General features: G+C 47.7%; 25 protein-coding genes and 1 pseudogene. All 26 read right to left on the reverse strand.

From position 1 onward, the window contains the following. Positions 1-68 precede the first annotated feature (68 nt). Positions 69-374, reverse strand: coding sequence for a 50S ribosomal protein L27 (gene rpmA / locus DNHGIG_RS00690; protein WP_282197864.1), 306 nt, complete (start codon positions 372-374; stop codon positions 69-71). Further along, positions 371-721, reverse strand: a complete 351-nt coding sequence (locus DNHGIG_RS00695; RefSeq protein WP_282197865.1) for a ribosomal-processing cysteine protease Prp — start codon at positions 719-721, stop codon at positions 371-373. The genes rpmA and DNHGIG_RS00695 overlap by 4 nt, the downstream gene beginning before the upstream one ends. Next, entirely contained in the window at positions 721-1,032 is a 312-nt protein-coding gene (gene rplU, locus DNHGIG_RS00700) for a 50S ribosomal protein L21 (protein WP_282197866.1), read from the reverse strand. Before rplU ends, DNHGIG_RS00695 begins: the two co-directional genes overlap by 1 nt. A 180-nt stretch (positions 1,033-1,212) precedes the next feature. Then, complete coding sequence (locus DNHGIG_RS00705; RefSeq protein WP_282197867.1) at positions 1,213-2,910, reverse strand: Rne/Rng family ribonuclease; 1,698 nt, start codon at positions 2,908-2,910, stop codon at positions 1,213-1,215. A gap of 157 nt (positions 2,911-3,067) precedes the next feature. Beyond that, positions 3,068-3,961, reverse strand: coding sequence for a site-2 protease family protein (locus tag DNHGIG_RS00710; RefSeq protein WP_282197868.1), 894 nt, complete (start codon positions 3,959-3,961; stop codon positions 3,068-3,070). Next, a complete protein-coding gene (locus DNHGIG_RS00715; protein WP_282197869.1) occupies positions 3,958-4,860 on the reverse strand; it encodes a M23 family metallopeptidase in 903 nt (300 codons plus the stop codon). Before DNHGIG_RS00715 ends, DNHGIG_RS00710 begins: the two co-directional genes overlap by 4 nt. A 122-nt stretch (positions 4,861-4,982) precedes the next feature. Further along, the gene (gene minD, locus DNHGIG_RS00720) at positions 4,983-5,780 is read right to left on the reverse strand and encodes a septum site-determining protein MinD (RefSeq protein WP_282197870.1); all 798 of its coding nucleotides are present in this window, start codon (positions 5,778-5,780) and stop codon (positions 4,983-4,985) included. Between the two features lie 38 nt (positions 5,781-5,818). Continuing rightward, complete coding sequence (gene minC, locus DNHGIG_RS00725) at positions 5,819-6,502, reverse strand: septum site-determining protein MinC (RefSeq protein WP_282197871.1); 684 nt, start codon at positions 6,500-6,502, stop codon at positions 5,819-5,821. Between the two features lie 136 nt (positions 6,503-6,638). Next, the gene (mrdA, locus tag DNHGIG_RS00730; protein WP_282197872.1) at positions 6,639-8,591 is read right to left on the reverse strand and encodes a penicillin-binding protein 2; all 1,953 of its coding nucleotides are present in this window, start codon (positions 8,589-8,591) and stop codon (positions 6,639-6,641) included. Continuing rightward, positions 8,588-9,097, reverse strand: a complete 510-nt coding sequence (gene mreD / locus DNHGIG_RS00735) for a rod shape-determining protein MreD (RefSeq protein WP_282197873.1) — start codon at positions 9,095-9,097, stop codon at positions 8,588-8,590. Before mreD ends, mrdA begins: the two co-directional genes overlap by 4 nt. A gap of 15 nt (positions 9,098-9,112) precedes the next feature. After that, a complete protein-coding gene (gene mreC, locus DNHGIG_RS00740) occupies positions 9,113-9,964 on the reverse strand; it encodes a rod shape-determining protein MreC (protein WP_282197874.1) in 852 nt (283 codons plus the stop codon). A gap of 24 nt (positions 9,965-9,988) precedes the next feature. Beyond that, entirely contained in the window at positions 9,989-11,032 is a 1,044-nt protein-coding gene (locus DNHGIG_RS00745; RefSeq protein ID WP_282197875.1) for a rod shape-determining protein, read from the reverse strand. 62 nt (positions 11,033-11,094) lie between these two features. Next, positions 11,095-11,793, reverse strand: a complete 699-nt coding sequence (gene radC, locus DNHGIG_RS00750; RefSeq protein WP_282197876.1) for a RadC family protein — start codon at positions 11,791-11,793, stop codon at positions 11,095-11,097. Positions 11,794-11,807: 14 nt separating this feature from the next. Then, positions 11,808-12,404: a Maf family protein gene (locus tag DNHGIG_RS00755; protein WP_439647758.1), complete on the reverse strand. Its 597-nt coding sequence runs from the start codon at positions 12,402-12,404 to the stop codon at positions 11,808-11,810. 365 nt (positions 12,405-12,769) lie between these two features. After that, positions 12,770-13,750, reverse strand: coding sequence for a hypothetical protein (locus tag DNHGIG_RS00760; RefSeq protein ID WP_282197877.1), 981 nt, complete (start codon positions 13,748-13,750; stop codon positions 12,770-12,772). A gap of 153 nt (positions 13,751-13,903) precedes the next feature. Continuing rightward, positions 13,904-14,956, reverse strand: coding sequence for a type IV pilus twitching motility protein PilT (locus tag DNHGIG_RS00765; RefSeq protein WP_282197878.1), 1,053 nt, complete (start codon positions 14,954-14,956; stop codon positions 13,904-13,906). Positions 14,957-15,378: 422 nt separating this feature from the next. Next, a complete protein-coding gene (locus DNHGIG_RS00770) occupies positions 15,379-17,034 on the reverse strand; it encodes a GspE/PulE family protein (protein ID WP_282197879.1) in 1,656 nt (551 codons plus the stop codon). Between the two features lie 15 nt (positions 17,035-17,049). Continuing rightward, entirely contained in the window at positions 17,050-17,835 is a 786-nt protein-coding gene (locus DNHGIG_RS00775) for a hypothetical protein (RefSeq protein WP_282197880.1), read from the reverse strand. A gap of 25 nt (positions 17,836-17,860) precedes the next feature. Beyond that, positions 17,861-18,760, reverse strand: coding sequence for a PilN family protein (locus tag DNHGIG_RS00780; protein WP_282197881.1), 900 nt, complete (start codon positions 18,758-18,760; stop codon positions 17,861-17,863). Beyond that, entirely contained in the window at positions 18,750-19,877 is a 1,128-nt protein-coding gene (pilM, locus tag DNHGIG_RS00785; RefSeq protein WP_282197882.1) for a type IV pilus biogenesis protein PilM, read from the reverse strand. Before pilM ends, DNHGIG_RS00780 begins: the two co-directional genes overlap by 11 nt. A 69-nt stretch (positions 19,878-19,946) precedes the next feature. Further along, entirely contained in the window at positions 19,947-21,311 is a 1,365-nt protein-coding gene (locus DNHGIG_RS00790) for a polymer-forming cytoskeletal protein (RefSeq protein WP_282197883.1), read from the reverse strand. A gap of 36 nt (positions 21,312-21,347) precedes the next feature. Then, positions 21,348-21,941, reverse strand: a complete 594-nt coding sequence (locus DNHGIG_RS00795; protein ID WP_282197884.1) for a prepilin-type N-terminal cleavage/methylation domain-containing protein — start codon at positions 21,939-21,941, stop codon at positions 21,348-21,350. A gap of 15 nt (positions 21,942-21,956) precedes the next feature. Next, positions 21,957-22,445: a type IV pilus modification PilV family protein gene (locus DNHGIG_RS00800; protein ID WP_282197885.1), complete on the reverse strand. Its 489-nt coding sequence runs from the start codon at positions 22,443-22,445 to the stop codon at positions 21,957-21,959. 12 nt (positions 22,446-22,457) lie between these two features. Beyond that, positions 22,458-23,230: pseudogene (locus DNHGIG_RS00810) on the reverse strand (prepilin peptidase). Positions 23,231-23,292: 62 nt separating this feature from the next. Beyond that, complete coding sequence (locus DNHGIG_RS00815) at positions 23,293-23,814, reverse strand: competence type IV pilus major pilin ComGC (RefSeq protein WP_282197888.1); 522 nt, start codon at positions 23,812-23,814, stop codon at positions 23,293-23,295. Between the two features lie 59 nt (positions 23,815-23,873). Then, positions 23,874-25,100 (reverse strand): type II secretion system F family protein, encoded by a 1,227-nt coding sequence (locus tag DNHGIG_RS00820; protein WP_282197889.1) that lies wholly within the window; start codon positions 25,098-25,100, stop codon positions 23,874-23,876. Between the last annotated feature and the right edge of the window lie 64 nt (positions 25,101-25,164).

The raw sequence follows: 25,164 nt of genomic DNA on the forward strand, positions 1-25,164 counted from the left end.
TACTTTACTAGTTGCAAAAAAAAGCAGTCCAGCCCCATCGCTGAACTGCTCTCGTGTCATTCCTACACTTACGCTTGGACCGCCGCTTCTTGTACCTCTACAGGATAAACGGAAACGCGCTTCTTGTCACGTCCCATTCGTTCAAAAGCGACACGGCCAGCAACTTTGGCAAAGAGAGTGTCATCACCGCCCTTGCCAACGTTCAAACCGGGATAGATCTTCGTTCCACGCTGACGAACCAAAATCGACCCAGCCGTTACGATTTGACCGTCTTGGCGCTTCACACCAAGGCGCTTCGAAATCGAATCACGTCCGTTCTTTGTAGAACCTACCCCTTTTTTCGATGCGAACTGTTGAAGGTTTAATTGGATCATGTATCTCCACCTCCTTTGTTCGGAAACTTATCGATGACACGAAGATGCTTCGGAAATTCTTCCGCCCAAGAACGAATACCATAAATCATGCTCTCAAGCAATAATTGCACCTTGTCATCCAGATCCCCAGACAATTCAGGGACATCCGATTCTATAAGCCCGTCCTTGCTGATCGCAGGCAAACGAACACCGAGCAACGCCTCAGGAGCATTCACTCCGTTTTGGACAAGACTCGATATCGCCGCACACAATAGATCCTGTCCGTGCTGAGCGAAATCGGCATGTCCACGAACGGAAAAATGACGAATTCGCCCCCTGTGATCACGACGCACATGTACCTGAATCATTACGCGTTAATCTTTTCGATCTGAACTTTGGTGTACGGTTGACGATGACCTTGCTTTTTGCGGGAATTCTTTTTCGCTTTATATTTGAAGACAATGATCTTCTTCGCTTTCCCGTGGCCAACCACTTTCGCAGAAACGGAAGCGCCCGCGATTGTCGGCGAACCAACGATCACACCGTCTTCCTTAGCAACAAGCAAAACTTTGTCGAAGTTAACGCTTGCGCCTTCTTCCGCAGCGAGTTTCTCAATAACAAGAACGTCGCCTTCTTGTACTTTGTACTGTTTACCACCGGTTTCAAGAATTGCGTACACAGATCGCACCTCCTTCACCCAAACTCGCTAGCACCAGGTACCTTAAACGGATTTCCAGACCCGTGCCAAGCGGTTACAGCAAGCGATCGTTCGCATACTACAATGAATGGCGAACATTCTTTACCTAATGCCTAAAAATACGCTTACCTACGATATCCTAACATAGCAAGATAAAAGTTGTCAATGTATGTTTTCTTCGTCCACGAGGGTTGCTTTCGCGTATGTACGAAAAACTTGCCTCACTTTGACAATCACTTTTTGACCTACGTACCTTCCTCCGTTGCTAACGTTTAGTATAAAACCTTCGATCCGAGCAATGCCGTCTCGCGGGGTGTGTTCATGTGGCTCTTCCACATAGACACGCAGGACTTGACCCGGGTAAACAGGAGTTGCCCATTTTTCAATTTCTCCAAGCGAATCTTCCAAAATGCGATAGTCAATAAGAGACAACTCGCTTCTGCCTTTCACATAAATCTTCTTCCCGACTGCCTTCTCCAACTGTATCAGGTTGTCTCCCCCGGGGCCAATCAATTTCGCGGCTACCGATGGATGCGCTTCGATCAAGAAGGCTGCTTTGTCGTTTTGACCGGATATTTCTTTCAACTCGCGTTCAATGCGAATCGCGATCGTTTCTTCTGTGTACGTTTTACCCGTACCTTCACAACTTGGACACGGTTTTCTCAAGATTTCGTCCAAGCTCTGGCGATTTTTCTTTCGGGTCATTTCCAAAAGCCCGAGTTGTGTCCATCCAAAAAGCTGAGTACGTGTGCGATCCCGTTTTAGTTGAAATTCCAATTCCGCGAGAACTTGTTTTCGATGCTCTTCTTGCGGCATATCGATGAAATCGATGATGATCATCCCTCCGATATCCCGCAAGCGGATTTGGCGCGCAATCTCGCGAGCAGCTTCCAGATTGATCTTCAGTACCGTTTCTTCAAGAGAAGTCGTTCCAACAAACTTCCCGGTATTCACATCGATCGCTGTCAACGCCTCCATTGCGTCGATCACAATATAGCCACCCGATTTCAGCCATACCTTGCGTCTGAGGGATCGTTCAATCTCTCCCTCAATCTGGTAACGTTTAAAAATCGGTTCACTTCCTTCATACAATTGCACACGTTCTTTTAGATGTGGCGCCACATGGGTGAGCAGATCGCATACGGAATCGTAACAGGCTTTCCTGTCGACAATGAAGGAGTCCGTGTCTTCCGTAAATAAATCCCGAACCGATCGCGCAAGAAGGTTAAGATCTTGATACAGCAAACAAGGAGCCGTCAGTGTTTGACTTTGTCGCAACACATGCTGCCACACCCCTTTCAGGAACTTGTAGTCCTGTTCTATTTGTTCCACGGATACGTCTTGTGCCGCCGTCCTCACGATGATCCCGGCTTCCGAAAGACGAATCTTGTCGACGATTCTCTTCAGTCTCTCTCGCTCCGTCTCATCCACAATCCTTCTGGACACCCCTACGTAATCGGAATAAGGCATAACAACAGTGTATCGTCCGGCAAGAGCGATCTGTGTAGTCACTCGTGCCCCCTTCGTTCCCGTGGGTTCTTTTTCAATCTGAACGATGATCTCCTGTCCTTTCCGCAAGATATCAGTGATCTCCTTTTTTTGATCCACCTCTTTTTCGCTGGACAGAAGGAATCCTGGTAGTGCATCATCCCTGTACAAAAACGCGTTTTTCCCCGTTCCTATATCGATAAATGCCGCTTGCATCCCAGGCAGCACATTTTCCACTCGTCCCTTGTAAATGTTACCAAGAAAACGATGACAGACGGATCTTTGGACATAAAGTTCCATCAATCGTCCCTCTTCCAGAAGGGCCACTCTCATTTCTTTCGCATCATCATTCACAATGATTTTTCGCTGCATCTTTCCACCTCCTTCCACCGGCCAGTCATGTCGTAACGCGACTCTCGTACGGATACCTTCCCGTCAGTATCTCTTTCGTTCGCTTGCTTCCACTCCCCAACCATTTCGACAAAGAATCTTGATTCCCTTTTTCAAGCGATCGGACGCTTTCCACTCCTTATTTCACCCGATACGATAAATGATCACGAATTGTGCTCATAACACCGCCACCGACCATAAAATCGTTTAACAATTCTTCTTCCGCAATCACATCGATCACCCGCTTCTCACCATCTACCACATACAGCATATGATAGGCGTCAGGTGTAAACTCATCCAGCACTTGTCTTACAGACATATCAGGATTGACGACGAGACTTCGCACCGGCAGGGGATTTCGAATCATACTCCTTCGCTTGGTATCGAGAAATCGAACCGTATCGTAACGCAATTGCCTTTTCAACTGCCATGCGGAGAAAAATAAAAAAACCCCGAGAGTTATCAAACCTACATTCACTTGGCCGATCCAAAGCGAAGCGACCCCAAGAATCATCAAGAACAGCGAAATTACGAACGCCATACGAAGCGCCACCTCCGAAGCCATTCTGAATCCGAGATTCCGCGACAGAGCGGCCCGTAAAATCCGCCCTCCATCGAGTGGAAATGCTGGTAACATGTTAAAGAAAGCAAGCACGAGATTTCCTTTTACAATGGAAGACGTAAAATTCTCCGAAAACACACCGGCATGTAATAAGAGTATAGCGAAACCGATCATTAAAAAATTGAATAACGGTCCAGCCACCGCAATGGACGCTTCGTGACGCGGATTCCATCCCATTCTTCCATGTTCCAACTTTGCTACCCCACCGAATGGGAGAATTTCCATCTCTTTAATTTTATATCCATAAGCGTTCGCAACAAACACATGTCCCAGTTCGTGAACGATGATAATGGAAAACAACAGGAGCAGGTCGGCCCACATGCCTGTGAGAACTGCCGCGATGAGAAGGAGAACAAAAAGGGGATGAATGCGAATCTTCATCCCTTTTGGTTTCCACTTGACATATTTCATTGGGATCCACCTCGTGAAGAAGCGTCGAGAATCTGCTTAGGATCGACAAATTGTTGATCCTTCATATACCCGAAAAGCAAACCGGCCTCTTCTTTTTTTTCAAGTTGTCCGATCACTTGTCCCGCGTCTACCCATTCATTCTGTTTCACAGTCACTTGTCCCAAATGACCGTATAACGTCTTTCCAGTTTGCTCCCCGTGATTGATGATCACATACTGGCCATACTCGTTGTTTTTATCCACTTTTTCTACAATTCCCTGTGCGGATGCTTTGACGTTCTCATTCGCTTTACCTGCCAACTCAATGACGGGACGTTGCCTTGCATCAAACACATTCTTGGCTTTCGCATCGGGGAGAGGCATCACAAACGTCACATTGGAGGTCGTCGATTTTGACGAATTGAAAACAGGGAGAGCAATTTTATCGGCGACGTGTTCCCGATACCAAGCACCTAGCGAAGAGATCATATAGTCTTTTTGTAAGGAAGCAGTGATCACCTGTTTCGTCCGATCCGCAAACGGATGATCCGTTTTGAAAGCAACCACGACCAACAAGAGGAGCAGAAGCGCCCCAGCCGTTTGCCAGAATATCACGGGCGTTTGCTCTTCCTCTTCCTCCTCTTCATAGCGATAGGGAGTGCGGCGGTACCCGAATCGATCATTTCTACCTCCGTAAGCAGGTCTTACGTAAGGAGATCCCCATCTCCTTTCCACCTCAAACGGACGAGGCGGAAAATACGGACGAAAGGGCTGTTGTGTCTCTGCCTCTTCTTCATGCTCACGAAATCCGTTGAATATAGAAGAAGGTTCATCTTCCTCCATTCGATCGGGTTTTGGCCAAGATTCCACAACAATCTTGTCTTCTTTCGATTTGAACCTCCAAGGTTTCTTAAATTCCATCGTCAAGATCCCCCTTGTCCCCTCTCATGCTACATACCTATGTAAACAGGGACGGGCTTATGACTCTTCACGGAAAGCAAAAAAGCGAGGGCATAATCCCTCGCATCGCTCTCCCATTCCACTTATTTCCCGAAACCGATGAGACGCTTGATCCGACTGAAAAATCCTCGCTCTTCCTGAAGAACCATCAAAGGGACAGAATCTCCCATAATCCGTCGGGCAATATTGCGGTACGCCATAGACGCCTTGCTGTTCGGATTGAGGACAGCCGGCTCACCCCGATTTGCACATGATATGACCCATTCATCATCGGGTACAACACCAAGCAGATCGATCGCCAGAACAGCGACAATCTCATCGATGTCCAGCATATCCCCATGCCTAACCATATGTGGCTTGATCCGGTTAATGACCAGTTTCGGACCATGGATCTTCGCCCCCTCCAGCAAACCGATGACACGATCCGCATCCCGTACAGCCGCGTTCTCAGGTGTGGTGACAACAATCGCTTTCTCCGCCCCGGCGATGGCAATCTTGAACCCTTGCTCGATGCCCGCAGGACAATCGATCACAACATAATCGAACTTTTGTTTCAATTCGTCGACAATTTTACGTACCGTTTCCGGTGATAAAGCTGATTTATCTTTCGTTTGTGATGCGGGCAACAAATAGAGGTGTTCAAAGCGTTTATCTTTGATCAACGCTTGCTCCAAACGGCATTGCCCGGTGACAACGTCGACGATATCATAAATAATTCGATTCTCGAGACCCATGATCACATCCAGGTTACGCAATCCGATATCTGTATCCACCAAACACACTTTTTTCCCTGACAAGGCAAGCGCTGTACCAATATTGGCACTCGTGGTCGATTTACCCACTCCACCTTTGCCAGATGTGATAACGATAGCCTCTCCCATCAGGTCATCCCCTTTTTCTAGCAATCGATTGAAACGGATCAATCGCGTGTACGAATCATATGTAAATACTGCATTTTTTCTACAGCCATTTGCCCCTCCTTGAGATACGCGAATTCCATCTCCGTCGCTTCATATGCCGATCGGTCTTCCGTATCGGGCGCACGAGATATCACACGGCCAATGCGCAACTGGCTCGGTTGAAAATATACGGCTGCAATGATCGCATTTTCATCACCTGTACACCCCGCGTGTGCGACGCCGCGTAATGTACCCATTATATATACATTTCCGGTAGCCATTACGAGGCCACCCGGATTCACATCTCCAATAACGACAATGTCCCCTTGATGCGATACCACTTGACCGGAGCGAACCGTTCCACGATAGATAAGAGGAGGGGACTCTTCCATTTCATAAAAATGTTTCTCATGAGACGAATGAAACGCCTGGATAATCAAATTGCCGCGAGCGGATAACACCTTGCGAACGGATTCCTTCTGCTCTGGAGTGAGTTCACGCTTTCCCGTAAGAACCGTGACGCGGATCAAAGGACCGACCAGAAACTGTCCATGTGATCCAGCGATTTTCCGTTCAAGGTCATGAAGAATGTCTTCGAAGGGACATTGATCATGAAGGATGAAGACTAATCCATCGCGTATCCCTTTTATTGTTACGGGCGGTTTCATTGTGGGCGGAAGTTCCCACACCATTCGATTCCCCATAATGGTCCCCCTGTTCAATTCCACATACGTCCAGTAATAATTCGTCATGCGGGCACTTTTTTCCTTCCCCGAGCGGTAGAGAAGCTACAAAAAGATCCGCCGCAAATGCAGGCGGATCATATGACAGCATACTCATTTATTTGGATACGTGAAAAAAGGCATCCATCATCTTGCGCGCAATCGGAAGTGTGGAATCAGTACCGCTGCCTCCTCCCGGTACACAGATGGCAAAAGCGATTTGCGGATGATCGTACGGCGCGTATCCGACGATCCAGGAGTTTTCAAACCCTTTGACAGATGTCTCTGATGTCCCTGTCTTGGCTGCCACCGCGTAAGGGGCACCGACAAACGCCGAATAAGCAGTACCGTATGATTTAATTACGTCATCGCGCATTCCTTCGCGCACCACTTGCAAATCGTTCGGGTTGATCGGGACCGTATTCAATACCTTCGGGTCGTTCCGAAAGACAACATTCCCGTTCGGATCCCTTATCTCTTTTACGACATGTGGTTCCATCCTTTTCCCGCCGTTCGCGAGAACACTCACATATTGGGCCAATTCGATCGGCGTATACGATTCATGTTGGCCGATCGCCGTATATGCAAGATCTGCCAAATACTGTGCGTCTGCCATGAATCCCGTTTGTTCGCCCGGCAGATCGATCCCTGTCTTAACCCCTAGTCCAAATTGCTTAAAGTACGTATCAAACGTATGAATGGCTGCGGGGAGATCATGCTGTAACCAATAGTTCACATCTTTCGGCGGTGTCGGAAGCCACCCGCCCAACCGAAGAGCGACCTGGAACATGTAAACGTTACTCGAAACCGCCAACGCTTTTCGGGGATCCAGTGCCCCCAATCCCCCGTGATCCCATGAATAAATATAGTTTGGCTGACCACTTGGCGTCCATCCGACTTGCAAACGTCCCGCATCATAGAATACCGTGTCCGAGTTTATCACGCCATTTTTCAAGCCAAGCAAAACGGTTCCCATCTTCACCGTGGAACCCGGAGGGACAGGAAACTGAATCGCACGATTCATTTCAGCGGGAATAAACTTTTGATAATTTGCGTCGCTGATTCCGCCCACCCAGTCATTCGGGTTGTAAGGCGGATAACTTGCCAACGCCAGGACTTCTCCGGTGTTTGGATTCATCGCGACCGCCATCGCATTGTCAATGCGCCTGCGATTAGCATTGAGCCATTTCACCTGATCTTCGAGAGCCTTTTCGGTGACCTGTTGCAAATTCGCATCGATATTCAGATACACATCATCGCCGCGAACCGGCTTCACTTCATCGTAGAGCTTGATCGGCTGATTGAACATGTTCACTTCGACTTTGAGCGAACCGTCCTTGCCGCGTAAATAATCCTCGTATTGGCGCTCTACGCCAGACAGACCTACGGTCGCATCGTTGCGGTATCCCTTTTCCTTATATTTTTCATACTCTTCTTTGGGAATCCCACCGAGATAGCCGAGGACGTGAGATGCCAAGGTTCCTTTCACATAATCGCGGATCGGCTCTACGACAACGTTCACGCCGGGAAGTTCATTCTGATGCTCCTTCACAAATGCGACCTCTTTATCGTTCGCTTTTGTTACGATGCGCCGGGGCGTCGATATCGGTAAACTCGGCGTATCTCCGATTTTCATCTCTTTGATCGATGTTTCGGGAATTCCCATTTGCTCAAGCATATCTTTAGGAACATCCATGTCCTTCAACAATTCGATCGGCGATTTTCCGACGACAGGGGACAAGAGATCCGCGATGTGTTTCACGACTTTCGCCGGATCCTGCCTGTATTGTTTACGGTCGAGCAATGTAAATGTGATCGTGAAGGACGGTTTATTCGTCACCAACAATTGGTTATTGCGGTCGTAGATGAAACCGCGCGGTGCCGGAACCGGCAATGTATCAAAGCGGTTCGACTCCGCTTTCGCCCGGTATTTCTCCCCATCCTTGAGTTGAACATAACTCAAGCGAACAATCAAAATGGACAGAGCGAGAAAAACAACGGTAAACAACAGATTCAGCCGTCTCGTGATACCGGATTTTTTTTCATCTTCCATGGAAATCCCTTCTTTCAAAGTTCCTCCTCCACGAATGTTCTCCCGGTTCGCAATGGCAGATACTTGCTTGCCGGAACGTACAGAAACAGAGTGACAATCCCGTTCATGATCATCATGCGTATCGATTCAACAAGAACAATCGAAATATCTGCTTTTTTTTGGGCAAACAAGACAGAAATGCCATAGGTGACAAAGTTGTAGACAGCCGTAAAAGCAATGACTGTCAATACAACCAACACCAAGTGACGTCGCAAAAACAAACGAAAAGTCGAACCGGAGAAATAACCGACCAAACCCATTGTAAACATGTCCATACCGATGAACGTGCCGTAGACAATATCTCGGACCAATCCGATCAATACGCCAAGGATTAGTGCCAAAGAAGGCCCGCGAAACAAAGCGATCAACATGATGGTGACGATAGCCAATTGTGGATGGAAGAAGTTGAGAGGCGGGATACTAAAAACGGTCGATTCGATGATCGTCAGACCCATAAGTAGAATAAAAAGTATCGATGGATGCATTGGTCGCGAAACCTCCTACTTGCCACTTTCGGGAGCATCCACACGCTCGACGACCATCACTTCTTCCAGATGGTTGATATCAGCAGCAGGTTTAATTTTTGCGATTTTTGTCAAGCCTGTTTCATCGAAGGACACATCCGTGACTTCACCGATGAGGAGACCTTTTGGAAACATATCCGAAAGCCCGGAAGTAACCACTTTCTGTCCTTTTTGAATGTTCGCATCGCGATCAATCAGGCTCATTTCGACCGTCCCTGGAGTTGAACCCCCAGTTACGATGCCAAACGCCCTGTTATTGCCGTTTTGTACGAGCGCCGAAATCCCCACTTTCTCCGTGTCTGTACTCAGAAGCACTTTCGAACTGAATGACTCGACTTCTATCACTCGGCCGATCAGACCGCCTTCAGTTGTTACCACAGCCATATTTTTTTGGATGCCGTCTTTTTGACCCTTGTCTATCGTGATCGTTGAATTCCATTCATTCGGGCTGTGACCTGTGACATTGGCCACCCACGTACGATAAGAATCCGCTTTTTCCTTGAAGGAAAGCGCCTCGCGCAAACGGGCGTTCTCCGCTTCCAATTCATTGACCTTAACCTGCAAACCCTGATATTTTGCTAGACTTTCCTTGAGTTGCTCATTCTCCTGATAGACATCCTTCAGCTTACGAATATCCTCAAATAAGCCCGCTGTCTTGAGAGCGGGCTTATTGATGAGGTTTTGTATCCAGGAGAAAGTGTCGACAAGAAATTGCTCAGGCCATGTGGCTGATTCCCGCTCTTTAATGGTTACAGAAACCAGCATAGTCAGCAAGATCAGGCTCACTAGCAATACTAGGAGCCTTTTCGTATTGAATAAACGCGACACCCGCACCCCACATCCTTTACCTCGTTATCGCGAGCGCTTCTTCTTCGCCAACGAGTAGCCAGGTTTATTCTTAAACAAATGAATGTTATCCAAAGCTTTGCCTGTTCCGATCGCCACACAATCAAGCGGATTTTCTGCAACGAGCACAGGCATCCCCGTTTCGCGGGAAAGCAGACGGTCCAAGTTGCGCAACAAGGCGCCTCCACCCGTCAGAACAATGCCGCGATCCATAATATCGGCTGCCAATTCCGGCGGGGATTTCTCCAAGGTGATTTTCACGGCTTCTACAATGGAATTGACTGTATCGGCAAGCGCTTCAGCGATTTCCTGCGCAGAAATCTTTAATGTTTTCGGGAGTCCGGTTACAAGATCGCGTCCACGAATATCCATGGTTTCATTCTGCTCACCCGGTTCTGCCGATCCGATCGTTACTTTCAACTCTTCGGCCGTGCGTTCCCCGATCATGAGGTTGTATGCTTTCTTGATGTATTGAATGATCGCTTCGTCCATCTCATCTCCGGCAACACGAATGGAACGGCTCGTGACGATCCCTCCAAGAGAAATGATCGCCACTTCCGCAGTCCCTCCACCGATATCCACAACCATTGAGCCTGTAGGTTCTCCGACAGGAAGTCCTGCACCGATCGCCGCCGCCATCGGTTCTTCAATCGTGTGCGCTTCTTTCGCGCCCGCTTGCAACGTAGCATCTTCAACGGCTCGCTTCTCAACCGCCGTGATTCCGGACGGAACACATACCATGACGCGGGGACGCCCCGTCAAGATCGATTTCTGACGCATCGCCTGACGGATAAAATGGCGCAACATGGTAGCCGTCGTATCAAAATCGGCGATGACACCATCTTTCATCGGTCGTACCGCAACGATATTTCCGGGAGTTCTCCCAATCATCTGCTTCGCCTGTTCGCCAACCGCTTCAATTGCACCCGTATCCGTGCGGATCGCGACAACCGACGGTTCACGAACAATGATCCCTTTCCCTTTTACATACACCAATGTGTTTGCCGTACCCAGGTCAATTCCCATATCTCGCGTAAATGACTTGAACATATTCCGCTTTACTCCCTTCACTCCGTAAGACTCCGGTTACACCTTCGTCATATTTTGAACCTCTACATATGCCCTTGTTCTTTTAAGCTGATATATCGATGGTCTCCGATCACCACATGATCGAGAACTTCAATACCGAGGATTCGTCCGGCTTCCAACAGTCTTCTTGTGACTTCTAGATCCTCGCGGCTGGGTGTCGGGTCACCGCTCGGATGATTATGTGCACAGATAATCGAGGCCGCGCTGCGTTTTAGAGCGGGTTTAAAAACCTCCCGCGGATGAACAATCGAAGCGTTCAAAGAACCGATGGATATCGTTTCTTCAGCAATCACCCGGTTCTTTGTGTCCAGTATGAGAACCACGAAATGTTCTTGTGTCTGAAAACGAAGCCTGTCCATCAAAAGGTCAGCTACGTCCTGCGGACAACGGATGACGTCCATCCGCTCTTTCTTATGACGGGCGATGCGACGCCCCAACTCAATGGCAGCCAACAGCTGCACTGCTTTCGCCGGACCAATCCCGGGTACAGCCATAAGCTCTTCGATCTTAACGTCAACAAGTGACCGTATACCATTAAACCGCGCAAGAATTTGCTCTGCCAAATCAAGAACGGAACATCCACCGGTTCCTGTTCTTAAAAGAATCGCTAATAGCTCCTGATTGCTCAATGATTCTGCCCCTACCTGCATCATCCGTTCACGCGGTCTTTCATCAACCGGTACATCGCGAACAAGCAACCGCTCTTTGCGCGGTGACTCCATGGATTGAGCCCCCTTTACGTGCCAAGCACATCGATATCGAATGTTGAGAGCATCGAAGCGAGTAGCGACAGCGGCAAACCGACCACCGTAAAATAATCGCCCTGAATGGAATCAATCAGAATGGCACCGATTCCCTGTATCGCATACGAACCCGCTTTGTCCATGGGTTCGCCCGTCGACACATAGCGTTCGATCTCGCTTGCGGAAAGCGAACGCATCTTAACATCGGTCCGGCTGTAAGCGATCCGTTTCTCTGACGTCTTCGCATCGATGATTGCAATTCCGGAATATACCGAATGTGTACGCCCTTGCAATCGACTCAACATCCGTATCGCGTCTTGAACGTCGGTGGGTTTGCCCAATACTTCGTCATCAATGACAACGATCGTATCAGCCCCGATGACAAGACCGTACTTTAAAGACTTCGCCACATCATGCGCTTTTCTGTACGCTAACTCCTGAACAAGCGCGGGCGGGTCCATTTCTTCATCGACGGTCTCGTCTACATGGGACACGATCACATCGAAAGAAAGTCCAATCCCCGCCAGTAATTCGCGCCTGCGCGGCGACCCGGAAGCCAGAACAATCCTTCGTTCATTCACACATATCACCAATCCCTGAGATATGGTCAGAATCACCAGAATTAGTTTGGCCTGTAGTTGTGTTTCATATTTCACAAAGATACCCTGCATTATGATACCTTTTTCAGAGAATCCTGTCCACAGCATCGAAATATCTCTGATTTTGTCGATAATTCGCCATAATCTACACTTCCTCCTTCTAATCATTTTTCAAAGCTTTGTGAACAATTTTTGACATCAGACATCTAAATAAAGCTCATCTGAAAGTGAAACCAACGTTAACGAACGAACCGTTCTTAAAAAATGTGCAGTTGGAAACTTTCAAATGAGCCTTTTCCAAGAAGCGACACAATGATTGGATGCGCCGATCGTACGGTAAGGAGACTCGTTTCCATTCACTGTGGAGATATTAAAGAGGAGGAAAGAGTTTCGTAATCGATATAGAAAGCGGCAAGGGATGTATCAACATTCCAAATATTTACATCCTTATCAACGAGCATGCTTGCTTCCATCACCCGTTTTTGCATGTCTTCGAGAATTTTTGCCTCCGCCTGTTTGTTCGCTTTCTGCAACAAGCTATAAGCAGCTTGATACTTGCTCGCGAGCGCATTTGCATTTTGTTTGGCCTCTTGCAACGATTTTTGTTCCACAGGCGTTTGCAATGTTGCGGTTAACAAATGTTCTGCAACCGGCAGAATTTCTTTCACGTATGACGCAACCGCGCTTGCCTCTGTATCGTTGAGACCTGTAATGACCCCTTTACGAGCAGGGATCTCCATGTTTTTTCCGTAATAATTCACACTCGCTCCCTTCAGGCGATCGGCAACCGTTTGGCCCTGTTCTTTATTGAGAGCGATTCCTGCGAGGAGGGAAGTGGGATTCGTGCCTCTTGTTACCGTCTGAATTCCCTTTGCTTCAAGTTCCTCTTGTGCTTTCTTTGCTGCGAGAGCCTCGTTGTATACCCCTACTTGGTAGATATACAAGGAAGCGGCAGGTAACTCGGCTTGTCCGCTCCCTCCAGGCTTTGTGGAAGAAGGTATTGTTGTGACCGTAGGGCCCGCTTTACCCCCGGCAAACAGAAATAACACGCCAAAACCGAGAAGCACGCCCGTTACACTGGCGAGAAGCAGAGGCTTCCAGATGAAACCAAGAAACTGCTTCAAAGATAGAGTTTCATGCGTATAGCTTGTCCGTTGCCATTTTCTCTTGTTACTTCTCCACCCTCTGTCATGCAAATGTTTTTTATGTCGGTGATGAAGCGGTCCATCCTGTTCATCCGGAAAACGGGGCTTGGGAGGTTGTTGAAAAGCATCCGAATTCTCTCCAAGTTGCTTGTCAGGATTAGAAAACGTGATGGTCATACGCGATTTGTTCATATTCTCGCCCCCTCATCTCTCAATCGGTCAGTAGTATATTCTATGTTTTTGGCGATAGAGGTATGACCGGCGAGAAGTTCGAATGATCCTGAATGATCATATCGGAATGACCGAAAGAACATAAATATAAAAAGGCTTACTTAAAAACACTTACTAGGAAATATTCATGGACAACCGCCATTCCATCATCAGAGGTTCTGCCTCTTCCGGATCGATCTTTCCTTCCGAAATCAAACGACGCAGATCTTGTTCCATCGTTTGCATCCCGAAGCGAGCACCTGTTTGCATTGCGCTCTTGATCTGGTGAACCTTACCAGAACGAATCATATTGGCAACCGCAGGTGTGTTGACCAAAACTTCCACAGCAGCCACACGGCCTGTGCCGCTCTTGTGTCTGAGCAGGCGCTGAGCGTAAATGGCTGTGAGTACGCTGGCCAATTGAAAACGAATTTGCAATTGCTGTTCAGGAGGAAATACATCGATGATACGATCGATCGTCTGTGCCGCGTCGAATGTATGCAATGTAGCGAACACAAGATGTCCCGTTTCCGCGGCTGTGATCGCCGTCGCGATCGTTTCCAAATCGCGCATTTCGCCAACAAGTATGACATCAGGATCCTCACGCAGGGCGGAACGGAGACCGGTGGAAAAGGTGGCTGTATCCAGCCCGATCTCTCGTTGTACAACGATGCTTTTTCGATGGGTGTGTAAATATTCGATCGGATCCTCAAGGGTGATGATATGTCGCTCCACGGTTCGATTGATTTGATCGATCATCGCCGCTAACGAGGTCGACTTGCCGCTGCCCGTCGGACCGGTAACAAGGATGAGACCTTGTGGCGTTTTCAAAATATCTTTCGTTATGGGAGGCAATCCGAGGCTTTCGAGAGGCGGGATACCGAAAGGAATGGTACGGAACGCCATGGCCACCGTTCCCCTTTGACGGAACACATTTACACGGAAACGCGCCAATCCCGGGATCGCATACGCAAAATCATATTCTCCTTTTTCTGTAAACACCCGCCACGCGTCATCACTCATGATTCCACGCGCAAGTTGATTACAGTCATCAACATTGAGGGGCTGGTATTCTAAAGGAACGAGCTGCCCATCAATCCGCACGTAAGGAGGAATACCTACTGTTATATGCACATCGGACGCTTTTCTCGCAACTGTTTCGCGCAAAATCGCTTCGAGACTATCCATGGATATCCCTACTTTCCTGCGAAGATTGTAAATAATTTTGAAAACTAAGTTCATGGGTAAAAAAGCTCATATAACTATTATATGGAATTTTATCCATTTAGGGGATTCCAATTTAAAACCAGTGCTTGGGTGGGTGGTATCGCTTTGCGCTTGGGTTCGATGAAGGTCGGCCCGCCCAGATTCTAATTATAGGTTGCGGAACGACCTTCCACTCACCTCTGCGCTGCAAAGCGATACCACCCACCCAAAAGTCACTCCGTTTTTGTAGCGGCCTCAAACTTCTCTTTCTGTATATGAAACTTTTCTTCCTCTGGTGGTGCCGATTGCGACATAGGTGGCTACTTTAAAATCTGTGGTTTGCGAGCATACGTTTCTCTATCGCACTCTATGAAGATGGATCGCCTTCGTGGGCATATGTCTTTTTACTCCGAAAGGATCACTTGCCGCAATACTTCATCGAATGTAGTAAGTCCTTGAATCACTTTGCCCATTCCATCGGCAAGCATGTTTCTATACCCATGTTTCTCAGCCCACTCTCGATAGACATCGGCTGGCTTATTCTCTCTGACAAAGTTGCGGATCTGCCCATCAACAGGTAGCAACTCATGTATGGCCAGGCGTCCCCGATATCCCGTTTGGTGACAGGTTCTGCATCCGCGTCCGCGCCACAGTTTTCCTGCCGATAATCCACATTCCTCCAATAGAGCGGTTTCGTACGGTGACGGCACATACTCTTCACGACATTGCGTACAGATTTTACGAACCAGCCGTTGTGCCACCACTCCTCGCAAGGTGGAGGCTATCAAATATGGCTCGATTCCCATATCGATAAGTCTTGTGATCGTGCTGGGGGCATCATTCGTATGCAAAGTGGAGAGAACCAAATGACCAGTCAAAGCGGCTCTAAAGGCTATTTCGGCAGTTTCTTGGTCGCGAATTTCCCCGATCATGATGATGTTCGGATCTTCACGCAGAATGGAACGCAAGCCGGCAGCAAATGTGAGCCCCGCAGCCGGGTTCACCTGTACCTGGTTGATGCCGTCCAGTTGATATTCCACAGGATCTTCGATCGTGATCAGGTTTTTCTGTTCGCTGTTCAGTTTCTGCAGGGCTGCATAGAGCGTAGACGATTTTCCGCTGCCGGTAGGCCCGGTAACCAAAATGATGCCATGGGCTGACTCAATCATATCCTTAAATAATTGAAGGTTCTTTTCGGAAAAGCCGAGTTGCTCCACCTGTAAAAGATTCTGCTTGTCCAGAATACGAAGAACGACTTTTTCTCCGAAGATGGTAGGCAGTGTAGCCACACGCAGATCGATCATACGTCCACGTACCTGCAACTGAATCCGCCCGTCCTGCGGCAAACGGCGTTCCGCAATATTCAGGCTCGCCATGATTTTGATACGGGCGGTCAAGACCGATTGCAAATGTTTCGGTAACCGCATTTGCGTGTGCAACTCCCCGTCAATCCGAAAGCGCACGACCACTTCCGTGCGCTGGGCATCGATGTGAATATCGCTCGCCCTCTCTTCCACCGCCTGTTCAATCAATTGGTTCACCATGCGCACGATCGGCGCATCGTCGGAACGCACTTGCTCTTCGGTCATCTCATCGACCGATACATCTTTCAAAACTTCCGTTAACGAGTGTTGAAATCCGTAATATTTTTCAATTGCCTGATCGAGACTGCTTCTCGTCGCGATGACGGGATCAATCGACATTCCAACTGTCATGCGGATATCATCGATCGCGAAGTAGTCCAAAGGGTCTGCCATCGCCAAAGTCAATCGGTTCCCCCGTTTTTTTAAAGGCATGACTTTATAACGGCGGGCCAATTCCTCCGGAACCAAATCGATGACCTCTTTTTCAATTAAAAAATTTTCCAGTTTAACATGGGGAACACCCAGTTGGAACTCGATGGCTTCAATGAGTTGTTGTTCCGTGATGATCCCTTTTTGCGTCAATAATGTCCCTAAAGGCAAACCTGACTTTTTCTGTTCGAACAGAGCTTCTTCCAGTTGCTCTTCAGTGATCAAACCGTTTTCCAGCAACAAGTCACCCAGTCTTTTGCGAGCCATTATGCTTCCCCCTGTTTACCGCCTTGTACCCTGTAGCGGGAAAGGCCAATCCGTGCTTTCCTTTCCTTTGCCATCCCATGGCGCATGGGAATAGATCGTCACATCGATTTTCAAAGGACTTTTCAGATCGTTCAGATCCCATTCATAATCGTTTACCCACACCAAACGGGGAAGATGTTGCAAACGATCCAGAAAGGCGAGTAACGCATTCTCTCTTCCTAGAACCGAAATCGTCAGTGTCAGACTGTGCAAATCTTTCAGTTCCGTTGGAGGCAGAACCTCGGTTGGAGGAGTTTTATCCTCTTTTGGCCCACCCGGTGACTCGGTCTGTGGTTGACCGGTCAGACCCTGAATGGCCTTCCCCTGCGCTTGCGTTTGTTTCCCATTTTGTAGAATTTGAGAGTTCCCATTTGGTTTGGTCGTTTGGTTTCCTGCAGGAATTCCGGACGGTTTTCCAGCTTGATTTCCCGCCCCCGTCTCCTGATATTCAGAAGGTTCAACCGATGTGATCGTGACGCCCGTCTCCTCGGCCGCCATCGTCAAGTCCGCAAAGAAACGCGGCATCTCCCATTGTTCAGGAATCGCCCGTTGCAAACTTTCCAGATCGAACGTCTTCAACGGTTTAGATGTGCGCTGTTGGAGTTGCATGACGCGTTGATCGGCCGCATCCGCCTCTCGCCTGATTTCTTCTGCCTGCTTCGCGGCTTGATTCTGCAGGTAACCCAATGATCCCCCCGATAAGAGAAAAAGGATGGAAATCGTTAGCCAAATTTTATGAGACTTGGTGAACATGATGGACATGACAAGTATCCTTTCTACATCCTGTTTATCGAGAGAACACAATCTCCAAATCGACGTGATAGGAAGTGATAGAGGTTGAATCCGACGTCCCACCAGCGCCATCTCCAACGCTGTTCCTTGCGTTACCTCCGACCGAGCTATCATATGATGATCCGTATCCGGAATGATTCCCGGGCGACCCGCCGTTGGGATCTGACGGATCTACAAAACTTTTTGGGTCTGTCTTGCTGTTCGGGGAAGAGTTGCCTCCCGTTTGAAGACTCTCATCGGAATCGGCATAGGCCACCTCCGTTCGCCAAGGAACCCAAGAAGTCAGCACTGACCATAAGGATTGCGGCTCTCGACTTTTTATGGCTTGATCTGAGAAAGAAAGAGGTTGTCCATGAGCCGGTTGTTCCCCTTTTGTATCTTGTGTGGAGGAAGGTAACTGTACGTCCTTGGATGGACTCGCATTCTCCTCGCGCTTCACCGATATGACTCGAAGGGAAGCGATTTTTTTGTTGTTTTTTAATTGGTATAGATAGTTTGAAATCGACCGCATATCGGGAAAAAGCGCTTTGATTTCATACCGTCCCTCTCCGTTATAGGAGACCATCTCAAACCTTGCACCGCTAGGCATATAGGAACGCAACAGGCGAATGTCTTCCATAAAGATCGGTCTTTTCCCCGCCCATTGGTTAAACGCATCCACTTGACGCTGCGTTTCGTCATTCTGGCTTATTTTCTGACTTTTGCCGTTCAGACCGGTCAGCAAGCGATTCGCTTGTTGCAAACGCGCTTCAGACAATGAGCGATCTTGTCGAGCCTGCACCCATGCGAATACAAACAAAACGTTGGCAAGCAATAAGAGAAACGTCATAAACATGAGAAAAACTTTCAAATAGACAGGAGCCTTCGACTGGTGAGGAAGGAGATTAATCTGCATCGTTAGTTCCTCCCCGAAGAGCCGCTCCCGCAGCCGCCAGACTGACGATTCGCGCAGGCGTATCCCCCGCCTGCACAACCACGGGATATCGCACGACTTCCACGTTCATATCCAGCCTTTCCACAAGTTGCTGTAAAAGCCGCGGAGCATTGGGAATATCATTTGTCAACCAGATGTGTTGAATCGAAACGTTTCTCAGGTGAAGAGAGTATTGGAAAAAGGAAAGCCAACGTTCAAACTGATAGCTGAGATCAGCCGCAAACGAATCAAGACTGGCCTGATATTCTAACCGATCCAATAAACTCCAAGCATCCAAACCGGAAGAACGTAGTCCTTTAAGATCACGCAGAACCCCTTGTCCCTCATCCCGTTCCTGCGAAAGTGTTACGGCCGCTTCACGCGAATCCACATGATACATAGGCACATAGTCTAGATACTGCTCAGGCGTCAAATCCAGGGATCGGGACATCAGCAAAACGTTTTGATAATAAAAATGGGCTTCTACGCAGGAGGCATCCATTTCGATCACAAGAGTGCCGTGCTCCGGATCTTTGTCGAGAGCTTTCAAAGCGCGCAACAGACTCAAACCTTTCACTTCAACCGCTCCCAAATGCAAATCGGCCTTGCGAAACGATTCCTGAAGGCGATTGATCAGCTCTCCAGGAGCCGCGACAAAAAGAATCGGCACCCCACCTTCTACACCTTCTTCTCCTTGTTGATCCCAGGGGATCTTCGGCGGATAAAAATCAAAATCAAAGATCGGATGGGCAAAAGGGATTCGGATCTCATCCTGAGTACGATATTGCAACAAAGCATACATCTTCTTTCGGTTGACCTTGGGCATCCAAATCATGCGCATGAATATCAGGGAGGTTGGCAAAGAGACAGTAATCCCTTTTCGCGGAAAACCATATTCCTTGAATACCCGCTTCATTTCCAGGGAAAACTGATCCAGATCGAGTACTTGGCCGTTATCGTACACTTCTTTTGCCAATGGTACCTCCACATGAATTTCAATTTCCGGAATCCCTCGTATCTCACGAACCTGTACAATTTCTAGATGATCTCGATAGAGACTGATTCCAACACCCACTGGACGGCGGAAAGAGAATTTCATACAGTAAGCTTCCTCCAGATTGATATTTCAAATAGAACTGAGAACGTTACGTAATGATGAGAACGTTGTTTAATATGAGATGGATTGGATACTCAACGAAGAGGAACCTCTCCCTCCGAATCCGTTGATGGGTACACTGCCATTGGCTATATTAATCGTTGAACCATTTGTAATCGTACCCGTCGAGGCCAGGTGGCCGCCGATCTGGTACTGAACATGGCCTTTCCCGTTATTTTGTCTGGTAAGGTTAACGTTTCCGTCCACCAGGATATCTCCATCCACTTCGAACAAATCACTGTTGCCTTGAAGCGCAATCGTTGTATCCCCATGAACCATAAGCGAGCCCTTGATCGTTGACTCTTTACTGCTATAACTGCCGTTCACAACCACATCCCCGTTTGCCTTCAATGTAATTAAATCATCCCCACCCCCTTTATTTTTCGATGTTTTTGAAACACCACTTGCCGCATACAGGTTTCCCGTTACACTGATCGTACTGCTGCCACTAATCTGACCATTCACGTACAAATTGCCTCCAACCGTCAGCGTTCCGTTTACATTCATATTCCCATTTACATACAAATCACCATCAACAGTTAGCGTTCCGTCCACATTCAAATTCCCATTCACATATAAACTGCCGTTGGTAATCTTTAATGAATTAGGAGGTTGTTTTTTACTACTACTGATAGTGAAATCCCCACTGGTCATCCAATCGCCGGACAGAATGGAACCTTGGGTATAGGTATTTGCATTCGGATGATTTTTTTGAAAGTTGACCATTTCATTGTTCTTGCTAGTTATGATACTATTAACCACATTTATGACTGTAGTGTTTATATCATTCTTTTGTTTAGGATCGAGAGGCGGATCCGCGTAATTGGTAATGGTATCGCTGTTATTTCCGGTTATCGTAACGCCTTTGTATGCAAAAGCCACATTTTTTCCCGATATCATATAAAACGGATCAGCACCCGTTTGATTCTTGAATACGATGTTCATCGTCACAAATGGATTATTGCTGTTTAGAACCGACGCATTCAGAGCCGTCACCTGGATCTGATAGGCGAGTTGGCTCGCCGAGTAGTCCTGCGGACGGGAGACGAGATCAATCTGATATTTTTTCCCTCTGGTCTTCATGTCACTAATAGCCGATTCAAATTGTTTCAGCCAGCTTTTCGCGTCACTGCAGTTAATCGTACTTGTGTCGCCCTGTACTTGCGAATCCAGATAACTGAGCACGTCCGCCACGCCTGCTTCAAGCAGATAATGGTCTTGCACGGCCGTTTGCAACGAGTTGGCCGACCGTTTACTAGCTTGCCATGTAAGAATCATGCTCGAACCAATTATGGCAAGAAGCAACGTCAAAAAGATGGCTAATAAAAGGGCTGTTCCCCTTTCTTTTTTCTTGCCTTTTGAACATTTGTCATTCATGAGAAGCCCCCCAGGTCATCGGGCTCATTTTCCGGATTATGTAACTTGTCGGATCGGTTTGACGCTAAAAGTCGAAGAGAATGATGCGTTCTGTCCATGGTCACTCGTTGTGCAAGTCAGTGTGATCACCAAGAGCGGTGCCTGCTGATCACCGGGATCCATTTGTAACGGAAAAGATACCGTGGAGAAAGATTCTCCATTTTGATCAACGCACTGGTAAGAGAATCCGTGATTCGGATCCAATGTTGTGAATTGTCTATAATTCTTAACAACCGCACCATCCGGAACCTGTTCATTGGCCAGATACACTTGACCATCATTCGGGGTAAATATAAATGTTGTATACCCGCCTGCATTCGTGTCGATCTCCAACGTATAAGCGGTATCTCCGGAACTCAGCGTGATTTGATCAAAAACCACAAGATTGGCGGAAACCAGATTTTTTTCAATCGTTTCCTGAAGCAAACGCACAGGATTTTTGCTCGCGTAACTGTTCGAATTCTTATAGTAACTTTTCAAAAAACCCCAACTGAATGTAGTGATCGCTCCCAGTACCACCACAAGAATGGAAATGGTGGCAAGCATTTCTGTCAAGGTCAGCCCGGATTGTTTACTCCTGATCCTTTTCATGCATTCGATCCCCAATTACCCATTCGTTCTGATTTTCGTGACAAGGGTGAACGGTTGATTGGAGTTGGTTCCAACTCCCGGATATTGGATTTGGACTTTAAGTTCGATCTCATAATTGTTGTCGATTGGCCCTCCCAAATCGGTGCTGTTTGTCGTCACGTAGTAGAAAAAGGGGCTTCCCGGTTTAACCGGTTGCCAGTCTCCCGAACCGGGTGCCGCTTTATTTCCGATCTGCAATTGAGGAATGTCGATGATAACCGCCCCGTTTGAATCCACCAAATGTATCGAATATGTTCCTCCGTTCTTTACTTGCTTGCGCGCATAATCCATGATGATCTCGGCGTAATTTTGCGCACGCGTCAAATTCTCGTCATCTTTGTTTGTTTTGGCCGATGTCCCCATATATGCGATCACTGCCAGTGAAAGAAACGTAAAGATGACGCTTGCCGCAAGCACCTCTATCAATGAGAAGCCATGTTCCCTATTTTTTTTACGCTTGAACATGCAACTCCTCCTCTACCATCTAAAAAGAGAAAGGTAAGCCTCCCAAATGTTCGAACCGAATAGATACACGATCATACCGCCAAGGGAAAGAAAAGGACCGAATGGAATATATCCCTCTTGCGCCATCCCCCTCTTTTTCATGAAAAGGGCCACTGCCAATCCCAGGACCGAGGCAAGAAAGAGGGCCGGTAGAATGTTTGTCAAACCGATGACCGCCCCAATCCCCGCCATCAACTTGACGTCGCCGAGCCCCATCCCTTCCTTGCCAAAGAGATAGGGGCTGATCCAAGCCAAAACCACAAGATCCCCGCCCCCAAAGCTGCCCCAGCCAGAGACCACCAGAAAGGCTCCTCGCGAATCCAGATCCGCATAAGCAATGTGGTGATTATTAATGGATAGGTCAGCCGATCCGGCAGAATCCACTCATGCCAGTCAATGACGGTAAGCGGAATGAGAAAACTGACAAAGAGAAGTCCGACGAGCGTCTCTCCCGACCACCCGTAACGCCAGTAGACAAGCACCCACACTCCCGCCGTGACCGCCTCGACGAGCGGGTATTGCCAAAATATAGGGTTTTGGCAATACCGACATCTCCCTTTCAAAAGAAGCCAACTCAAAACAGGGATGAGATCTAGCATTTGCAACCGTTTTTGGCAGTGCGGGCAATGGGAAGGCGGCGTGACAATGGACTCCTCTCGAGGAACTCGGTACGCCACCACGTTGAGAAACGAGCCGATGATCGCACCAAGAAAGGTGATGTACAGGTATAGAAACACCTCTTTCATCTATAAACACATCCTATATAAAACCCCCCTTTTAGGGGGGATTCATAATGATATATTTCCAATCAGTAGCTACCTTGTAACTGATAGGGGGTACCACTTGAAAGGGTATGACCACTTACTACCGTCAAGGTACCGTTAATTCCTGATTGCGGTCCGTTTTGGACTGTTCCGCCATAATAATAAATTTTGTATACTTCTTGTTGATTACCCCAGGGAGAGGCGGGTGTAGTTTGAAGATATCCCTTTCTCACTAAATCATTACCAGTATCAACATTCATACCGGAACTGGAAGCAATATTTGTTACAGCGCCCGGTCCATTATCAATCAAATACCTTTGAGCCGCATCCAATATCAAGCGACAGTTCGCCTGATCTGTCTTTTGTCGTGAGCTCTCAATCTGACCTGATACGATGACATACCCTAATCCAGATAGGATTGACAAGATCGCAACAACCGCGACCATCTCAATCAGAGTAAAACCCCGTTGGCGCTTTTTCTTCTTGTTCATGTCCGTTGTTGGCATACTGATCAGCCCCTCCCCTCCTTGCATGATTTGTGCGTGGGGTTTGCCTAACCCAAGCATTCTCCTTCCCCCTTTTGAAAAAATATCTGTACTGCCCTCCGGGATCGCACCGCGGGCAGTCATTGTTGTATGAGGTTAATCATCTTCATCATCGGTAGGAAGAGTGAGACGATAATCGTACCGACCGTGCCAGCCAGAAACAGAATCATCAACGGTTCCAATAAGGACGTAAGGCGCGCGGACATCTCGCGCACATCTGTCTCGTAAAAATCTGCAATCTTCTCCAACATATGTTCTAGTGCTCCGGTCTCTTCCCCAATGGCGATCATATTTGTTACCATGGGTGTAAAGAGTTGAGGATACCGCTTAAACGCTACATGGAGAGGTTCGCCTCTGTGCAAATATTCCTGCGCTTCATCGATCGCTTTTTCAAAGAGCTTATTCTTGACGATTTTTTTCGATAATTCAAGACCTTGCAAAATCGGAATGGCACTGGCTACCAGCGTTGAAAACGTACGCGTGAAGCGTGCGATCATACTTTTCTTTATCAATTTCCCGAAGATCGGGATGCGAAGCTTCATGGAGTCCCAAAAAAGGCAGCCACGTTCCGTTCTTAGTAGTGCAAAAGTCCCAAAAAACAGAACGATAATCACACCGAATATATAGTAAAAGCGATGCACCAAAAAATCGCTAATTTGAAGCGTAATCTTTGTTGGAAGGGGTAGTTCCACTCCCTGTTGCAAAAATGTTTGTACAAACATGGGTACAACGTACACGAGGAGAAAGATGCTCACTCCCATTGCGATGATCGATATTGTAATCGGGTAGATCAACGCAGTTATCAATTTCTGAAAGACCATTCTATCCCGTTCAAAGATCGTTGCCACACGGTCGAGCATCGTATCCAAGCGGCCGGAAAACTCCCCCGCAGCTATCATATGTACAAAAACATCATTGAAAACTTTGGGGTTATGTGAAAAAGATTCTTGCAGAGAGTTGCCCTTTCGTACTTCTTCCAGTACATCCCCCAATGTTTTTTTGAGAATCTTATTCTCCGTTTGGTTCATCAAAATCTCAAGGGACTGCGAAACTGTAACACCTGAACGAACCAGCGTGGCGAACTGTCGGCAAAAAGGAGCAAGATCCTGCAATTTAACTCTATTGCTTCTCAGAAATGTTAAACCGCTCTCTCGCTGGAAACGCTGTTCCTTCACAGCCATCAGCTTAATCGGAAAGAGTCCCTGATCACGCAAAGCAACCGCTGCTGCTGTTTGATCAGCGGCTTCGATATATCCTCGAATACTCTTTCCAGATAGGTTGACAGCCTGGTAGCGAAACTGGGCCATCCATGTATGACCCCTTTCTCTTCATCTGGATTTCTATTCAATGGAATAATTAGAGCCGAATACA

This window comes from Collibacillus ludicampi, from assembly GCF_023705585.1.
Lineage (GTDB): Bacteria > Bacillota > Bacilli > Tumebacillales > BOQE01 > Collibacillus > Collibacillus ludicampi.